The sequence below is a fragment of the Variovorax sp. J2P1-31 genome, from assembly GCF_030317215.1.
GTDB lineage: Bacteria > Pseudomonadota > Gammaproteobacteria > Burkholderiales > Burkholderiaceae_C > Variovorax.
This window is the reverse complement of record NZ_JASZYA010000003.1, coordinates 77,536-95,332: the sequence shown is the minus strand read 5'-3', so window position 1 is coordinate 95,332 and position 17,797 is coordinate 77,536. Positions and strand designations below refer to the sequence as shown.

Here is a 17,797-nt window from a genome sequence, read left to right as displayed (position 1 = left end):
GCGGTCGCGCTCAGAACTGGATTTCGCTCGGGATGTCTTCGGGCTTGATGTTCAGCGCCTGGAAGCCCTTGAGCATCCACTCGCGCGTCTGGCCGCTGAAGCGGTTGTTGTCGGCCCACACGCTCAGGAAGTTCTTGAAGCGCGGATCGGTTTCCATGCGGATGCCGAGGTTGGTCGGCATCGTCAGCGTGGGCTTGGGGATCACCAGCGTGCCCAGCGTCGGATTCTTCTTCATGGTCGAGATCGCCAGCACGGCCAGCACCACGGTGCAGTCGGCGCGGCCCGTGGCCACGGCCAGCACCGCCTCGTCGCGCGTCTTGAAGCCCAGGATGTTGGCCTTGGGGCAGTAGCGGCGGGCGATGGTCTCGTGGGTGGAGCCGATGTCCACGGCGATCTTCACGGTGGGCTTGTTGAGCTCTTCCCAGGTGGTGGTCTTGGCGAAGCCCTTGCGCGTGATCGCGGTGTACGAGTGCACCAGGATGGGCGTGGAGAAGTCGATCACCAGCGCGCGCTGCGGCGTCGGGCTGACGGCGAAGGCCAGGTCCACCTTGCCGGACTGCAGGTCCAGGATCTGGTTGCCCCAGCTCGACTCGACCGTTTCCACCTTGGCGCGCAGCAGCGTCGCGATGTCGGTCGCCATGTCGATGCAGGCGCCGGTCCAGGCGTTGGTCACCAGGTCCTTGTGGAAGTAGGGCTCCTGGCCGGGGATCACGGCGACGCGCAGCACGCCGCTCTTCTGGACCTTCTCCAGCGTGGAGCCGCTCGCGGGGGTCGAGACGGTCGCGGGTTGGGCCAGGGCCTGGGTGGCGGTCGCCGCGCTGACGGCGACAGCGGCGCCGGCGACGGCCAATTGGTTGAACATGGCTCTGCGTTGCATGAAGAACTCCTTCGGGGACGAATTAAAGAGAGCGCGTCCCAATGAAAAAGGAACAGCGCAGCACATCGGCAATTCAGCCGAATTGAATTGAATAAAAGAGTGCGGAAGGCTGTGGTCGCCCGTCACGGCGGACCGTGGATCATAAACGTTGGGTGTTGGGTTGCAACTATTTCCTGGGCGTTTCCACCTAGGGGTTGCACCTATTGTTCAGTCCCAATGTTGTGCGGATTCGACGATTTTCGCCATTGGAAGCACAAGAATGGTGCATCTCTCGGTTGCGGCAGCAAGAAGGGGCATGCGATGGATGTCATGACCGATGCCGAGTGCAATAAGCAGGCCAGGTTTTCCACCTCTTGCGGATCAAGGTGCAACCGAAAACTGAATTGATTCATGGGTTGCACCTTTTTATCGGAAAAGCGGTTGCGCCTCGTTCGGGGTTGATTTAACATCCGCCGCAATTCAATCTCCTAGCCTCAAAGCGATTCAATGTCCCTGACCACACTCGGCGTGAAGCTGGACGACAGCGTGCGTGAGCGCCTCAAGAAGGCCGCGCTCAAGGTCGACCGCACCACCCACTGGCTGATCAAGCAGTCCATCTACGCGCACCTCGAACGGCTGGAGCGCGGCCTGCCGCTCGACGAAGTCTTCGGTGCCGCCCCGTCGGCGCTCAACGGCGCGGAGCATCCGTACGCCGCCGACGACGCGGAGCCGGCGCACCAGCCCTTCCTCGATTTCGCCGAGAACGTGCTGCCGCAGAGCGTGCTGCGCGCCGCCATCACCGCGGCCTACCGCCGGCCCGAGGCCGAGCAGGTCGCGATGCTGCTGCCGCAGGCGCGCCTGCCCGAAGACATGGCCGCGGCCACGCACCGGCTGGCCTGCCAGCTGTCCGAGAAGCTGCGCGGCCACCAGGCCGGCGGCCGCGCGGGCGTGGTGCAGAACCTGCTGCAGGAGTTCTCGCTGTCCTCGCAGGAGGGCGTGGCGCTGATGTGCCTGGCCGAGGCGCTGCTGCGCATCCCCGACAAGGGCACGCGCGACGCGCTCATCCGCGACAAGATCAGCAACGGCAACTGGCAGCCGCACCTGGGCAAGAGCACCTCGCTGTTCGTCAACGCCGCGACCTGGGGGCTGATGCTCACCGGCAAGCTGGTGTCCACGCACAACGAATCGGGCCTGAGCCACTCGCTGGGCCGGGTGCTCACGCGCGGCGGCGAGCCGGTGGTGCGCAAGGGCGTGGACATGGCGATGCGCCTGATGGGCGAGCAGTTCGTCACCGGCGAGACCATCGGCAAGGCGCTGGCCAACGCGGGCAAGCTCGAGGCGCGGGGCTTCCGCTACTCCTACGACATGCTGGGCGAGGCCGCGCTCACCGACGCCGATGCGCTGCGCTACATGGCCTCCTACGAGCAGGCTATCCACGCGATCGGCATGGCGGCCTCTGGCGCGGGCATCTACCGCGGCCCGGGCATCTCGATCAAGCTGTCGGCGCTGCACCCGCGCTACAGCCGCGCGCAGTACCCGCGCGTGATGGACGAGCTCTACCCGCGCCTGCTCACGCTCACGCTGCTGGCGCGCAAGTACGACATCGGCCTCAACATCGACGCCGAAGAAGCGGATCGGCTCGAGCTCTCGCTCGACCTGCTCGAGCGCCTGTGCCACGAGCCCGGCCTGGCCGGCTGGAACGGCATCGGCTTCGTGATCCAGGCCTACCAGAAGCGCTGCGCGGGCGTGATCGCCTACCTGATCGACCTCGCACGCCGCAGCCGCCACCGCCTGATGATCCGGCTGGTCAAGGGCGCCTACTGGGACAGCGAGATCAAGCGCGCCCAGATCGACGGCCTCGAGGACTACCCGGTCTACACGCGCAAGGTGCACACCGACGTGTCCTACCTGGCCTGCGCACGTCAGCTGCTGGCCGCGCCCGAGGCGGTGTACCCGCAGTTCGCCACCCACAACGCGCACACGCTGGCGGCCATCTACCACCTCGCGGGCCAGAACTACTACGAAGGCCAGTACGAGTTCCAGTGCCTGCACGGCATGGGCGAGCCGCTCTACGACCAGGTGGTGGGGCCGCTCGACGAAGGCAAGCTCGGCCGTCCGTGCCGCATCTACGCGCCCGTGGGCAGCCACCAGACGCTGCTGGCCTACCTGGTGCGCCGGCTGCTGGAGAACGGCGCCAACACCTCCTTCGTCAACCGCATCGCCGACAAGAGCCTGTCGATCGAGGCGCTGGTCGCCGACCCGGTGAAGGCGGTCGAGGCGCAGGGGCTCAAGGAGGGCCGCACCGGCCTGCCGCACCCGCGCATCCCGCTGCCGCGCGACCTCTACCCGGGCCGCGCCAACGCACCCGGACTCGACCTGTCGAACGAGCAGCGGCTGGCCTCGCTCTCGAGCGCGCTGCTGCACACGGCCAATGGCGACTGGCTCGCGCAGCCGATGCTCGCGCAGCCCGTGGCGCCCGCCGCGCGCCAGCCGGTGCGCAACCCGGCGCGCCACGACGACGTGGTGGGCCAGGTGCAGGAGGCCACGGCCGAGGACGTGGAACGCGCGCTGCAGTCCGCGCAGGACGCCTTCCAGATCTGGCAGGCCACGCCCGCCATCGAGCGCGCCGACATGCTCGAGCGCAGCGCCGAGATGCTCGAAGGCCGCATGCAGCCGCTGCTGGGCCTGCTGGTGCGCGAGTCCGGCAAGACGCTGCCCAACGCCATCGCCGAGGTGCGCGAGGCGGTCGACTTTCTGCGCTACTACGCGGCCCAGGTGCGCACCGGCTTCAGCAACAAGACCCACCGCCCGCTGGGCCCGGTGGTCTGCATCAGCCCCTGGAATTTCCCGCTGGCCATCTTCATCGGCCAGATCGCCGCGGCGCTGGCCGCCGGCAACACGGTGCTGGCCAAGCCGGCCGAGCAGACCCCGCTGATCGCGGCGCAGGCGGTGCAGATCCTGCACGCGGCCGGGCTGCCGCCCGGCGTGCTGCAACTGCTGCCGGGCACGGGCGAGACGGTCGGCGCCGCGCTGGTGGCCGATGCGCGGGTGCAGGCGGTGCTGTTCACCGGCTCGACGCAGGTCGCGCGCATCCTGCAGCGCGTGATCGCCGGGCGCCTCGACGCGCTGGGCCATCCGATCCCGCTGATCGCCGAGACGGGCGGCCAGAACGCGATGATCGTGGACTCGTCCGCGCTGGTCGAACAGGTCGTGACCGACGTGGTCGCCTCGGCTTTCGACAGCGCCGGCCAGCGCTGCTCGGCGCTGCGCATCCTGTGCGTGCAGGAGGACATCGCCGAGCGCACCATCGAGATGCTGCAGGGCGCGATGAGCGAATGCACGCTGGGCAATCCCGAGCATTTCAGCGTCGACATCGGCCCGGTGATCGACCGCGAGGCGCAGCAGTCGCTGCTGCAGCACATCGAGGCCATGCGCGCCAAGGGCCGGCCGGTGTTCCAGGTCGCGCGCGCCCATGGCGACGACGCGGCGCGCGGCACCTTCGTCACGCCCACGCTGATCGAGATCGAGCGCATCGACGAGCTCGAGCGCGAGGTCTTCGGCCCGGTGCTGCACGTGCTGCGCTACGCACGCAACGAGCTCGACGCGCTGCTCGAGCAGGTGAACGCCAGCGGCTATGGCCTCACGCTGGGCGTGCACTCACGCATCGACGAGACCATCCAGAAGATCGTGGCGCGGGCCAAGGTCGGCAACCTCTACGTCAACCGCAACATGGTGGGCGCGGTGGTGGGCGTGCAGCCCTTCGGCGGCGAAGGCCTGTCGGGCACCGGCCCCAAGGCGGGCGGCCCGCTCTACCTCTACCGCCTGCTGTCGAGCGCGCCCGCGCAGGCGGCACTGACCAGCCTGCGCCCGGCCGCGGGCACCGCGGTCGAAGGCCAGGCGGTCGATGTCACGCGCAGCCCGCTGCTCGCGGCGCTGGCGCAGTGGCGCGACCCGGCCCAACCCGAACTCGCCGCGCTCTGCGCGCAGTACGCGGCGCAGTCGCTGGCCGGCACCGAACTGCTGCTCGACGGGCCGACCGGCGAGCGCAATGCCTACCGGCTGTCGGCGCGCGAAGCGGTGCTGTGCCTGGCCGCGTCCGATGCCGACCTGCTGTGCCAGCTGGCGGCCGTGCTGGCCGTCGGTGCGCGCCCGGTCTGGCCCGACACCGCGGCGGCCCGCGCGCTGGCCGCGCGCCTGCCGGCGCCGGTGCGCGAAGCGATCGGCTGGAACAGCGACTGGACCCGCGGCGGCGAGAGCGAAGGCGACTTCAGCGCCGTGATCTACCACGGCGACTCCGACCAGCTGCGCGGCGTGAGCGAGCAACTGGCGCAGCGCGCCGGCCCGATCGTCAACCTGCAGGGCCTGGCGCCCGGCGAGACCGAGATCGTGCTCGAACGCCTGCTGATCGAACGCAGCCTGAGCGTCAACACCGCGGCCGCGGGCGGCAACGCCAGCCTCATGAGCGTCGGCTGACGCACGCGCCGCCCATCCCTTCTTCCACCACATCACCAAGAGAAGAGTTCAAAGCATGAAAGTCCTGTTCCTGGGCTACGGCCACATGGGTGGCGCACTGGGCGAAGCCTGGAAGCGCAGCGGCCTCGCCACGCAGGTGCTGGCGGTCGATCCGGCCAGCACCCCCGATCAGCCCGACCGCTACCCGAGCGTCGACGCGCTGGTCGCGGCCGGTGCCGGCGAAGGCATCGCGCTGATCGTGCTGGCGGTCAAGCCGGCCAAGGCGCTCGATGCGCTGCGCGCGCTGCCGCCAGCGGTGCTGGCGGGTGCGGCCGTGGTCTCGATCGCGGCCGGCGTGCCGATCGCCGCCTTGTCCTCCGCGTTGCCTTCGGGCACGCCCGTGGTGCGCGCCATGCCCAACACGCCGGTGATACTCAATGCCGGCTGCACCGGCCTGTTCGCGGGCGCCAGCGTCGATGCGGCGCTGCGCGCCACCGTCGACCGCCTGTTCGCCACCGTGGGCTCGGCCCACTGGGTCGATGCCGAGCCCCTGCTCGACGCCGTGACCGCGCTCAGCGGCAGCGGCCCGGCCTACTACCACCTGTTCAGCGAAGCCCTGGCCGCGGCCGGCGTCGCGCTGGGCCTGGACGCCGCGCTGGCGCGCCAGCTCGCGGCCGACACCGCCTGGGGCGCGGCCGCGCTGCAGCACGCGCCCGGGGCCGACTTCGCCGCGCTGCGCCAGGCCGTGACCTCGCCCAACGGCACCACCGCCGCCGCCATCGCGGTGTTCGAGGAAGAGGGCGCGCTGCGCACGCTGATCGAACGCGCCGCACTCGCCGCGCGCGACCGCGCCGTCGAACTCTCCACCTCCTGATCGTCTCCCACCTCCCTCCCTTTGTTGACAAGGATTCGCCATGTCGGAACCCACCCCCGCCACCGCCAGCACCACCTACTTCGACGCCAGGAAGGTCGATGAGGCCTACATCCCCGTGATCGACATCTCCGGCCTGGTCGACGGCCGCCCCGGCGCGCTCGAAGACGTGGCCGCGCGCATCATGGACGCCTCGCAGCGCATCGGCTTCTTCTACATCCAGGGCCACGGCATCCCGCAGGCCGTGATCGACGGCGCGAGCCGCGCGATGCGCGACTACTTCGCGCTGCCGCCCGAGGTCAAGGGCCTGCACCCGGTCAACACCAGCCAGCGCGGCTGGATGGCCACCGGCATGACGCGCCTCGAAGGCTCGAAGACGCACGACCTCAAGGAGATCTTCTTCTGGGGCCCCGAGCAGTGGTCGGAGCACCTGGCCGCGCAGAAGGGCGCCGACTCGCTGATCGCCGACAACGTCTGGCCCGACGCCGAGTTCCCGGCGCTGCGCGCCGACCTGCTGCCCTACTACGACGCGGTCTGCCGCATCGGCCACCGGCTGCTGTCGGCCGTGGCGCTGGGGCTCAAGCGCGACCCGGACTTCTTCGCCAGCAAGTACACCAGCCCGATGGCACGTGGCCAGCTCGTCTACTACCCGGTGTCGAGCGCCAAGGACGAGAGCGAAGAGCGCTTCGGCTCGGCCCCGCACACCGACTTCGGCGTGCTCACGCTGCTGCTGCAGGATTCGAACGGCGGCCTGCAGGTGCGCAACCGCGAAGGCGAGTGGGTCGCGGCGCAACCGATCCCCGGCACGCTGGTCTGCAACATCGGCGACCTGCTCCACCGCTGGTCGAACGAGACGCTGAGCTCCAACCTGCACCGCGTGATCAACCGCTCGGGCAACGAGCGCCATTCGATCGCGATCTTCTTCGACCCGACCCCCGACGCCGTGATCGACCCCACCGACCTGGGCTTCCCCGAAGGCGTCGAGAAGTACCCGCCGATCACCGCCTCGGGCTACATCCACGGCAAGAACAAGAAGAACTTCTCGCAGTACAAGTAGGCGATGCAGGAGGGCTGGCGTCGAGGCCAGCCCTTCGGACGCCCTCTGCCCTAGACTCGGCCGGCCCTCCATGCCGTCCTGATGTCCACCCATCTGCACCAAATGCCACGCCGCGTCTACCCGCTGCGGGTGCTGGGCATGGGGCTGGGGGGCGTGGTCACGGCGGTGGTGCTGCAAAGCCGCGACGCATCGCTCGCCGCCTGGCTGGGCGTGCTGCTGCCCGGCTTCGTCTGGCCCCACGTGGCCTATTGGCTCGCCAGGCGCAGCGCCGATCCCTACCGCGCCGAGATCCGCAACCTGCTCATCGATTCGGCGATCACCGGCGCCTGGGTCCCGCTGATGCACTACGGCCTGCTGCCCTCCGTGCTGCTCTGCACCCTGACCATGGTCGACAAGATCACCACCGGCATCAAGGGCCTGTGGGCCCGCTCGGTGCCGGGCATGCTGGGCGCGGGCCTGGCCGTGGGCCTGGTCACGGGGGCGCCGGTGGTGCTGGAGAACTCCTTGACGGTGCTGATCGCCTGCATGCCCGTGCTGATGCTGCACACCCTGTCGGTGAGCGTGGTCAGCTACCGGCTGATACGCAAGGTGTCGCGCCAGAACCAGGAGCTGGAGGTGCTGCGGCGCATCGATGCCGTCACCGGGCTCTACGACCGCGCGCACTGGGAGCTCCAGGCGCAGGAGGCGCTGCGCCGGCACCTGTCGACCGGCGCGCCGGCCAGTCTGCTGATGCTCGACATCGACCGGTTCAAGGCGGTGAACGATTCGCGGGGCCACACCACCGGCGACGAGGTGATCCGGGCGGTGGCCGCCATCGTGCGCGACTGCCTGCGCGGGGGCGACTGCGCGGGCCGCTACGGCGGTGACGAGTTCGCGGTCGTGCTGCCCGGTGCGTCGGCCGAGGAGGCCGCGCAGCTCGCGCAGCGCATCCGCGAGAAGGTGCAGGCCAGCCGCTTCCGTGATTTCGCCGACCTGCGCGTGACCAGCAGCATCGGTGTGGCGGCGTTGAATAGCCGCCATGCGTCGCTGCTCGACTGGCTCAACGCCGCCGATGCGGCGCTGTACGAAGCCAAGGCCGCCGGACGCAACCGGGTCGTCACCGCAGGGTGAGAGCCGCCGGGCAGGGAGGATCTGCCGCGTCCACCCCTGCGATGCACGAAAGCGACTCGCTATCATCGGCCGATGAGCTTCTTTGCCATCCTGTGCGCCTTGTTGATCGAACAGGTGCGGCCGCTCACCGTGCACAACCCGGTGTATGCCGCGGTGCTGGCCTGGACGCGCTGGACCAGCCGCAATTTCGATGCCGGCAAGTCGCACCACGGCTGGGTGGCCTGGGGGCTGGCGGTGTTCGTGCCCACGCTGCTCACGCTGGGCGTGCACTGGCTGCTGGTGCTCACGCTGGGCCTGCCCTTCGCGGTGCTGTGGAGCGTCGCGATGCTCTACGTCACGCTCGGTTTCCGCCAGTTCAGCCACCACTTCACCGGCATCCGCGATGCGCTGGAAGACGGCGACCAGCCGCTCGCGCGCTCGCTGCTCGCGCACTGGCAGCACGCCGATGCGGCCGACCTGCCGCGCAGCGAGATCGTGCGCCACGTGATCGAGCATTCGGTCATCGCCGCGCACCGCCATGTGTTCGGCGTGCTGGCCTGGTTCTCGGTGCTCGCGGCCCTGGGCCTGGGCCCGGCCGGCGCGGTGTTCTACCGCATGAGCGAATTCGTGGCCCGCTACTGGACCCACAAGGACGGCGCCGCGGTGCAGCCGTCGAGTGTCTCGGTGCAGCAGGCCGCGCGCCGTGCCTGGGGCCTGACCGACTGGCTGCCCGCGCGCATCACCGCGCTCGGCTTCGCGGTGGTCGGCAGCTTCGAGGACGCGATCGATTGCTGGCGCAACGACGCCAAGCGCTTCCCCGACCCCAACGACGGCGTGATCCTGGCCGCCACCTCGGGCGCCGTGAACGTGCGCCTCGGCGGCGGCACGCTGCGGCCGCTGGAGGCCGGCGATGCGCTCACCCATGCGCAGGCCGGCGACACGAACTGGTCCGATCCCGAACACGACAGCGGCAGCACCGGCGGCCGCGAGCCCGACCTCGCGCACCTGCGCAGCGTGGTGGGCCTGGTGTGGCGCTCGGTCGTGATGTGGATGGTGCTGCTGGCGCTGCTCACGCTGGCCCGCCTGCTGGGTTGAAGCCCGCCCCCGAATGACCGACATCCCTTCCTTCTGGAGCCCGCGCATCGGCGCGCTCCAGCCCTACGTGCCCGGCGAGCAGCCGCGCATCGACGGGCTGGTGAAGCTCAACACCAACGAGAACCCGTACCCGCCGTCGCCCGCCGTGCTCGACGCGATCCAGGCCGCGGCGGCCCACGGCCTCGAGCGCTACCCCGACCCCGAATCGCAGGCGCTGCGCGAAGCCATCGCCACGCGCCACGGCCTGCGGGCCGAACAGGTGTTCGTCGGCAACGGTTCCGACGAGGTGCTGGCGCACGCCTTCTTCGCCTTCTTCCAGCAGGCTGAGCCGCTGCTGTTCCCCGACGTCACCTACAGCTTCTACCGTGTCTACGCGCAGCTCTACGGCATCGACTGCGTGCTGCAGCCGGTCGATGCGGCGCTGCGCATCGACGTCGAAGCGCTGGCCGCGCGCGCGGCCCGGGGCTGCGCCGGCCTGGTGATCGCCAACCCGAACGCGCCCACCGGCATCGGCCTGCCGCTGGCCGACATCGAACGCCTGCTGCGCGCCTGCCCGGCGCGCGTGGTGCTGGTCGACGAGGCGTACGTCGATTTCGGCGGCGAGAGCGCGCTGGCGCTGGTCGATCGCCATCCGAACCTGCTGGTGGTGCACACGCTGTCCAAGTCGCGCTCGCTGGCCGGCCTGCGCGTGGGCTTCGCCTGCGGCCAGGCGCCGTTGATCGACGCGCTGACCCGCGTGAAGAACAGCTTCAACTCCTACCCGCTCGACCGCCTGGCGCAGGCCGGCGCGATCGCCGCGATGCAGGACGAAGCCTGGTTCGCGCAGACGCGCGACGCCGTCATCGACACGCGCGAAGGGCTGGTGCTGCAGCTCGAGGACTTCGGCTTCGAGGTGCTGCCTTCGCAGGCCAACTTCGTGTTCGCGCGGCATCCGTCGCATGACGCCGCCGCACTGGCCGCCGCCCTGCGCGAGCGCGCGGTGCTGGTGCGCCACTTCGCCCAGCCGCGCATCGCCGACTACCTGCGCATCAGCATCGGCACACGGGCGCAGTGCGGGCAGTTGGTCGACGCGCTGGCGGCGATCGTCGGATAGCCTGCCGCGCGGCCGTTCGCCACCCGTGCAGCGCACGACGCGCAACGGTCAGTCGAACAGGGGATCGTTGAGACAGACGAATCGCGTGCCCAGCCAGCCGTCGCACAACGGGACGGTCAGCTCACGCCGATCGGCGGTGAATTGCAGCTGCGTGGCCATGGGGACCCATAGCTTCTTTTCGACGCCGTCCCGATCCACGAAAGTCGACTTGACGTGGAGTTTGGAATATCTCCCGCTCTTCTCTCTATCGATTGCAAAGACCGTCGCCGAGACTGTCTGTCGCGGGCCATGCACCTTCCAGGTGTTGATTTCGATCAGCAGCCCCCAAGTGAATGCGGCGATATACCCGGCGCCTAAAGCCATGAGAAGCCATTGGACAGACACATCGAAAATCCCCCAGAGCGCGATCACCAGCACAGCCAGGCTCAGCCACAGTGTCAGATTCAAGGCTGGATGAAGAAGCGGTTTCGGCTCGATCGACTCCAGAATCGTTGCGTCCAGGTAATGCGGCGTCAAGAGCCACACCGCAAAGTTCAGCAGCATCGTGGCGGCAACGATGGCATACGCGACGCGTTCGGTTCTCGTGGCGTTTTTCATGCGCACGAGCATCGGGTTGAAAAGGGACTGCGCGCTGTTCATTCGGCTACCTCAGGCCGGTGGGAAATCCGCTGTCGTCCTCCGGGCAAAATTTGAAATTCGGTACGCCTGCAAGCGCCAGGGTTGCGTAAGGGGCAGGTTTGGGGTCATCCTTCTTCTCGGATGGGGTGGCACGTACGGGTTCAGGGTCCGAAGAGATTTTTATCTCCCCTCCACGAATTCCCACGGCCCTGAGCAGCTCGGCCAAATATCGAGCACGGGCAGACGCCAACTGCGCGCGGTGTGCAGCCGGCCCTTCCGAGGCCACGGCGTGACCCACGATGTAGCTGGGTTGTCGCGTGCACCACGTCATTGCCTTGCTGCCAATTTCGAGGACGCGCGCGCGCTCGTTCTCCTGCAGCGCTACACCTTGCTCGACAAACTCGAATTTCAGTTGGGCCTCGACTCTGGCTGGCGAGAGGGCATGCACCGGCGAGGCCAGGAAGGAAATGAAAAGCCAGAGGAATGCCCTCTTGTTTTTATGCATGCGAGACTCTCGCACGCGTGCATTACAACGTGGAGGCAGGGGCGCGATGGGCGAACGTCGATCGTCGAGGGCCTGGCCGTCGAAGGCCCCGAGCGGATCACGGTGCAGCCGGTGCCGAACACCCGCTTTTCGGACTTCGGCGGCTTGCAGAAGAACACCGTGTACCGGGTGTCCCACGACCTCGGCGCTCAGGCCTACCACATGGCCTGCGCGAGCAGCGACAGCACCTCGACGCCCACGCAGGCGATCCTGGTCATCGCGCCGGTGCCCGAGGCCGAACAGAAGAAGAACCGCCGGCCTCGCGTCACCTTCCGTTAGGTCGCGCGCGCCGGCCTCTCCCGCGGCTCAAAGCCCCTGCCGCAACTTCCGCAGTTCGGTTTCCGCGCGGTCGAGCTCCTTGCGCAGCGCGTCGATTTCCTTTTGAAGGCGCGCGATGCCGGCTTCACGGCTTTGCACCGGCGCCAGCGTTCCGCAGCGCGCCTGGACCGCCGCCAGCTGGTCGGCCAGCTGCCGTCGCTGCAGCATGCGGCCCCTGGCCTGGGCGGTCTCCATCTCCTGCATGAGCGTCGCCTCCTCGTTCCGGCATGCGGCTTCGTCGACCGGGGGTGCTGGCTGGGCCAAGGCCGCGGTCGCGAGAAGCAGCGGAACGACCAGAAGGCAGGGGAGCTTGGGCATGGGTGTGCCGTAGGACCCGCCCTGCGCCTGCAAGTTCAGGCGCTCCCGCGTCGGGAGCCCGCGGGAGGCTGGCCGGGCCTCGTCGCCGCGCCGCGAACGCCTGTCGCCTGACGTCAAGCGATGAATTGGGCTGGATGTAATTCCAAAGAGCTACTGAGACAAATGAACGCTGCAATGCGTGAATTTTGCGAGCCCAGTCACAACGGCGTCAAAAAACTTGGGGAAATCTGCGCGCGCTCAATACCTGAGCGAGCATGAATCTGTAAAAATTGTATCTACAAATAACATTTGTTAACACTTATTAGTTACGGATCCCCATGAATCGAATTCATCGCCTTGTTTTCAACCGCGCTACGGGCCTGTGCCAGGTGGTTTCTGAAGTGGCCATCCGAGCGCACGGCGGTACCCGCGGTGGCGCGGGCACCGCGGCGGCGGGGCGGCCGGCCCTGTCGCGCCTCGCATCGGCCTGCCTCATGGCCCTGGCTGCCTTGAGCGCCGGTGCGGTCATGGCGGCACCCGGCGAAGGCGGTGCGGGTTACACGGACGGCGTGACGGTTGGTGGCAGCGGCGGCGTCGGCGGCGCGCCTGTCACGGCCGGAGAACTGGGCAACGGCGCCCAGGGTGGCGTGGGCGGTGCAGGTGGCGCGGCCGGGGGCGCGGGCGGCGAGGTGGGTGTCCGCGTCGCTGCCGACGGCGCGGTGAGCGGGCTGGACAACGGCGGCAAGGGCGCGGACGGCGCCCAGGGCGCGACCAATGCCCAGCCCCAAGGCGGCGCCGGCGGTGGCGGCGGCGGCGGTGCCGGCATCTACACGACCCGCGAGGCCGCAAGCACGGTGGCCGTCGGCGCCTTCGGTGGCAACGGCGGCAATGGCGGGAACGTGAGCAGCGCGCCCGGCAACGGCAGCGGTTATGGCGGCGGCGGCGGTGGCGGCCAGGGCGGTGCCGGGTTGGTGGCGGCTTCGGGCGGCGCGATCGCGGTCGGCAGCGGTGTGTCGGTGCTCGGCGGCGCGGGCGGCCAGGGCGGCTCGGCCGTGACCGGTTCGAAGGCGGGCGGCGGCCAGGGCGGTGCGGGCGGCGCGGGCGTCGCGCTCGGCAGCGGCATGACGCTCGTCAACAACGGCTCGATCGCGGGCGGCAGCGGCGGTTTCGGCGGCAACAACGGAAACGGCTCGATGAACACCGCCGGTGTGGGCGGCGTGGGCATCGTTGGCGCGGACATCAGCATCGTCAACAACGGCACGATCAGCGGCGGCTTCAACGCCACCGACAAGACGCAGGCCAGCGCCATCGTGTTCACGGGCGGCACCAACCGGCTGGAGATCCACGCGGGCTCGGCCCTCAACGGCCGGGTGATCGCCAACGGCCAGAACGACACGCTGGCCTTCGGCGGTGCGCAGGACGGCCAGTTCGAGCTGGGCGCCTTCATGAATGGCAGCATCCAGGGCTTCGAAAGCTACGAGAAGACCGGCAGCGGGACCTGGACGATGCTCGGCAACGTCTGGGGCGCGCCCACCGGGCAGATCCGCGAAGGCACGCTGCGCGTGGGTGACGGCAGCCGGGCTTCCTACATCGAGGGCGCTTATGGCGTCGACGGCGAGACGGTCGGCGACGGTGCCGGCAATGGCGTCGGTGCCATCGGTGGCAACGGATTGACCGCGCTCAAGGTCAGCGGCGGCAAGCTGGCCGTCGAAGCCAACGGCGAGGTCTTCGGCGGCAACGGCGGTCAAGGCGGCAACAGCTTCGCGGACATTGGTAACGGTCCGACCGCCGTGAAAGGGGCGACGGGCGGCAACGGCGGCCATGGCGTCGAGTTGACCGGCGGTACCGTGCTCAACGCGGGCAGCATCCGCGGCGGGGCAGGCGGCGGCGGCGGCGCTGCGGAGTTGGTCGACAACCTGAGCGCGCCACCCTTTGCGCGGCCGATCGCCGTGCCTTTCACCTTGATCGGCGGCACGGGCGGCAATGGCGGCCACGGCGTCCTCAGTGCGTCCACGGAAGCGCTGGTGAACGACAGCGGTCGCATCGAGGGCGGCCAGGGCGGCTATGGCGGCTACGCCAGCGGTGACGGCTATCCGGTCGATGTCCTCGTCGAAGGCGGCCAGGGCGGCGCAGGCGGCCACGGGGTGCTGATGACCGCGCAGGGTGCGCAGTCCGTCAACAACGCGAATGTGCGCGGTGGGAACGGCGGCCAAGGCGGCAGCAACAACATCGAGGCCCCGCTGAATGCCCAGTCGACTGCGGTCGCCAACGGCGGCGCGGCCGGTGCGGGCGTGGCGTTCCTGGCCAGCGGCACGCTGGACAACACCGGCAGCATCGCGGGCGGCCAGGGCGGCAACACCGGCTCGACCCATGCCAGCATCTACAACGGCGGCAATGCACCCAGCGGCGACGCGAGCGCCACGGCCAAGGGCGCGACAAACGCAGCGTCCGGTGGCGCCGGTGTGTATTTCGGCGGCGCGGCCAGCATCACCAACTCGGGCAGCATCAACGGCGGCGTCGGTGCGGGCAGCGGCGGCTTCGACCGCATCGCCACGCGCGACAGTGGCGGCGGCAGCACCGCCAACATCTACCTGTCCAACAACGCCGCCGCCTACAGCGGCACGCTGACGGCGACGGCCACCGGCAGCGTGGGCGGCCAGGGCGGAGAGGGCATCCTCATGCGTCAGGGTGGCCAGCTCACGAACACCGGCAAGGGCTGGATCCAGGGCGGCAGCGGCGGGATGGGCGCATCGGCGCAAGCCACCGTCTACATCGACAACTACGCGCCCACGTTCGCGCCGAATGCCTCGATCTCGGCCGTCACGGCCACGGGCGTCACCTCGGCCACCGGTGGCGACGGCGGACGTGGCGGCGATGCCGTCGTGACCACCGGCGGTTCGATCGTCAACGAGGGCACGATCCAAGGCGGCAGCGGTGGCCGGGGCGGTTCCGCTTTTGCCTACTTCAACGTAAACAACTATCAGGAGCCGAGCGTCTACGAGCCGGGCGAGCAGATCGCCGGCAAGGGTGGCAACGGCGGTGTGGCCTTGATGGCGGCATCTACCCGCGTGTTCAATGCGGGAGGCGCGGTCATTCAGGGCGGCAACGGCGGACAGGGCGGCGGCGGGTTCATCGGCTTCGCGCGCGGCGAGCCAGTGGCGGATGCGAAGGCCGGAGCAGGCAACCTGGCTATTAGCGGGTCGGATCTGACCATCATCAACGCCGGCACCATCGCCGGCGGCTTCTCCGGCGATGGCCTGACGCAGGCTGACGCCATCGCCTTCACCGGCGGCGTCAACAGCCTCACGCTGCATGCCACGTCCGAAATCGCCGGCAGGGTCAGCGCCTTCAGTGCCGCCGACACCTTCGCGCTGGGCGGCAAGGCCGACGGCAGCTTCGACGTGGCGGCCATCGGCCCCGATGCCCAATACCGCGGCTTCGGCGTCTTCCGCAAGGTCGACGAGAGCAGCTGGACGCTGGGCGGCAGCACCGCCGCGGTCACGCCCTGGACCATCGACCAGGGCACGCTGTCGATCGCCTCGGACGCCAGCCTGGGCGCGCAGAGCGGCGCGCTGACGATCGGCGCCGGCACCCTGCGCACCACGGCCGACATCACGACCGCGCGCCAGCTCGTGCTCGCCGGCCCGGCCAGCACCGTGTCCACCGACGCCGGCACCACGCTGGCGCTGGACGGCGCCGTCTCCGGTCCCGGCCGCCTGGTGAAGGACGGCGCGGGCACGCTGCGCCTGGGCTCGGCGAACAGCTACGCGGGCGGCACGCGCATCGCGGCCGGCACGCTGGTCGGCGGCACGTCCAGCTTCGGCAGCGGCCCGATCGCCAACGATGGCGCGCTGGTCATCGACCAGGCCACCAACTCGACCCTGGCCAACGACCTCTCCGGCACCGGCAGCCTGACCAAGACCGGCGCGGCGACCGTCTTCTACACCGGCAACGGCTCGGCCTATACCGGCAGCTGGAAGGTCGCGCAGGGCACGCTGTCCGTGACCGGCTCGCTGGGCGGCACCCTCACCGTCGACCCGGGCACCACGCTCAAGGGCAACGGCACGATCGGCAACACCTTCCTGTCGAACGGCGCCACGGTGGCACCGGGCAACTCGATCGGCACGCTCACCGTCAACGGCGACCTGAGCTTCGCGCCCGGCGCCTTCTACCAGGTGGAGACCAACGCCCAGGGCCAGAGCGACCGCATCGACGTGACCGGCACCGCCACCCTTGGCGGAGCCTCCGTCATCGTGATCTCGGCCGACGGCAACTGGGGCACCACCACCCGCTACACCATCCTCACCTCGGGCAATCGCGTGGGCACCTTCGGTGGCGTGAGCTCCAACTTTGCCTTCCTCGACCCCGCGCTGAGCTACGAAGCGAACAACGTGCTGCTGACGCTCACCCGCAACACGATCCCCTTCCCGGCGGTCGGCCAGACCTTCAACCAGCGTTCCAGCGGCGCTGCCCTGGAAGCGCTGGGCGGCGGCGCGCTCTACGACGCGGTGGTGCAGCTCGATGCGCCGACGGCACGCTCGGCCTTCGACCAGCTGTCGGGCGAACTGCACGCCTCGGTGCGCTCGTCACTGATGGAGGACAGCCGCTTCATCCGTGAAGCAGGCATCGACCGCTTGCGCCAGTCGCAGGGTGCTGCCACCGACCTGAAGACGGTCGAAGGCCTGGACGGCGGCGCCTGGGCCCGCATCTACGGTTCGTGGGGCGAGACCAAGGGCGACGGCAACGCCGCCAAGGTCGACCGCGACACGAGCGGCGTGCTGGTGGGCGCCGACCGCCGCGTGGGCAACTGGCGCGTCGGCGTGATGGGCGGCGCGGGCCGCAGCGACGTGGATGTGGACGCTCGGCGTTCGTCGGCCAAGATCGACAACTACCACCTGGGCGTCTACGGCGGCACCGAGTGGGGCGCGCTGGCGCTGCGCACCGGCGCCAGCTACTCGCACCACGCCATCGATACCCACCGCAGCGTGGGCTTCACCGGCGTGGCCGGCCGCACCGACGCCAGCTACGACGCGCGCACCTTGCAGGTGTTCGGCGAACTGGGCTGGCGCATCGACGCCGGGCCGTTCGCGCTCGAGCCCTTCGCCAACCTGGCCCATGCCCGGTTGAAGACCGACGGTTTCACCGAGCAGGGCGGCATCACCGCGCTGCGCGGCCGTGGCGAAAGCACCGACACCACCTTCACCACCCTGGGCCTGCGCGCCAGCACCCGCGTGGGTGCTGAAGCGACCGGCGCGACGCTGCGCGGTCTGCTGGGCTGGCGCCATGCCTTCGGCGACGTGGCACAGCGCGCGACCCTGGCTTTCGCGGGCGGCGCCGGCTTCACGGTGGCCGGCGTGCCGATCGCCAAGGATGCGGCGGTGATCGAAGCCGGCCTGGACTTCGCCCTGCGGCGCGACCTGACGCTGGGCGTGTCCTATGCGGGCCAGGCCGGCGACGGTGTGAAGGACCATGGCGTGAAGGCCAGCCTGCTCTGGAAGTTCTGAGCT

At 69.5% G+C, this 17,797-nt stretch carries 11 protein-coding genes and 1 pseudogene; 9 read left to right on the top strand and 3 right to left on the bottom strand.

All coding sequences use genetic code 11. From position 1 onward, the window contains the following. Positions 1-10 precede the first annotated feature (10 nt). Entirely contained in the window at positions 11-877 is an 867-nt protein-coding gene (locus QTI20_RS20345; protein ID WP_286554730.1) for a transporter substrate-binding domain-containing protein, read from the bottom strand. Positions 878-1,363: 486 nt separating this feature from the next. Between QTI20_RS20345 and putA the strand changes: the two genes are divergently transcribed. The 6 genes from putA to hisC all read left to right on the top strand — a co-directional run bounded on the left by putA (position 1,364) and on the right by hisC (position 10,513). Then, entirely contained in the window at positions 1,364-5,329 is a 3,966-nt protein-coding gene (putA, locus tag QTI20_RS20340; RefSeq protein ID WP_286554732.1) for a trifunctional transcriptional regulator/proline dehydrogenase/L-glutamate gamma-semialdehyde dehydrogenase, read from the top strand. A 55-nt stretch (positions 5,330-5,384) separates the two neighbouring features. After that, positions 5,385-6,182, top strand: coding sequence for a pyrroline-5-carboxylate reductase (gene proC, locus QTI20_RS20335; RefSeq protein WP_286554733.1), 798 nt, complete (start codon positions 5,385-5,387; stop codon positions 6,180-6,182). A gap of 40 nt (positions 6,183-6,222) precedes the next feature. Then, a complete protein-coding gene (locus QTI20_RS20330) occupies positions 6,223-7,236 on the top strand; it encodes an isopenicillin N synthase family dioxygenase (RefSeq protein WP_286554735.1) in 1,014 nt (337 codons plus the stop codon). Positions 7,237-7,317: 81 nt separating this feature from the next. After that, positions 7,318-8,346 (top strand): diguanylate cyclase, encoded by a 1,029-nt coding sequence (locus QTI20_RS20325; RefSeq protein WP_503011444.1) that lies wholly within the window; start codon positions 7,318-7,320, stop codon positions 8,344-8,346. Between the two features lie 72 nt (positions 8,347-8,418). Next, on the top strand, positions 8,419-9,420 hold the full coding sequence (locus QTI20_RS20320) for a CobD/CbiB family protein (protein ID WP_286554738.1): 1,002 nt from the start codon (positions 8,419-8,421) through the stop codon (positions 9,418-9,420). 13 nt (positions 9,421-9,433) lie between these two features. Next, complete coding sequence (hisC, locus tag QTI20_RS20315) at positions 9,434-10,513, top strand: histidinol-phosphate transaminase (RefSeq protein WP_286554740.1); 1,080 nt, start codon at positions 9,434-9,436, stop codon at positions 10,511-10,513. A 48-nt stretch (positions 10,514-10,561) separates the two neighbouring features. On the opposite strand, the gene QTI20_RS20310 is transcribed toward hisC, so the two are convergent. Then, entirely contained in the window at positions 10,562-11,152 is a 591-nt protein-coding gene (locus QTI20_RS20310) for a hypothetical protein (RefSeq protein WP_286554741.1), read from the bottom strand. A gap of 268 nt (positions 11,153-11,420) precedes the next feature. On the opposite strand from QTI20_RS20310, the gene QTI20_RS20305 reads away from it, so the two are divergent. Continuing rightward, positions 11,421-11,954: a hypothetical protein gene (locus QTI20_RS20305; RefSeq protein ID WP_286574252.1), complete on the top strand. Its 534-nt coding sequence runs from the start codon at positions 11,421-11,423 to the stop codon at positions 11,952-11,954. A gap of 27 nt (positions 11,955-11,981) precedes the next feature. Here QTI20_RS20305 and QTI20_RS20300 read toward each other — a convergent pair whose 3' ends face one another. Beyond that, on the bottom strand, positions 11,982-12,311 hold the full coding sequence (locus tag QTI20_RS20300; RefSeq protein WP_286554745.1) for a DUF1090 family protein: 330 nt from the start codon (positions 12,309-12,311) through the stop codon (positions 11,982-11,984). A gap of 317 nt (positions 12,312-12,628) precedes the next feature. On the opposite strand from QTI20_RS20300, the pseudogene QTI20_RS30720 reads away from it, so the two are divergent. Together QTI20_RS30720 and QTI20_RS20295 are read left to right on the top strand one after the other, a co-directional pair. Then, positions 12,629-12,763, top strand: a pseudogene (locus QTI20_RS30720) (ESPR-type extended signal peptide-containing protein); the annotation flags it as partial. Between the two features lie 21 nt (positions 12,764-12,784). Beyond that, entirely contained in the window at positions 12,785-17,794 is a 5,010-nt protein-coding gene (locus QTI20_RS20295; protein WP_286554746.1) for an autotransporter domain-containing protein, read from the top strand. Positions 17,795-17,797 lie beyond the last annotated feature (3 nt).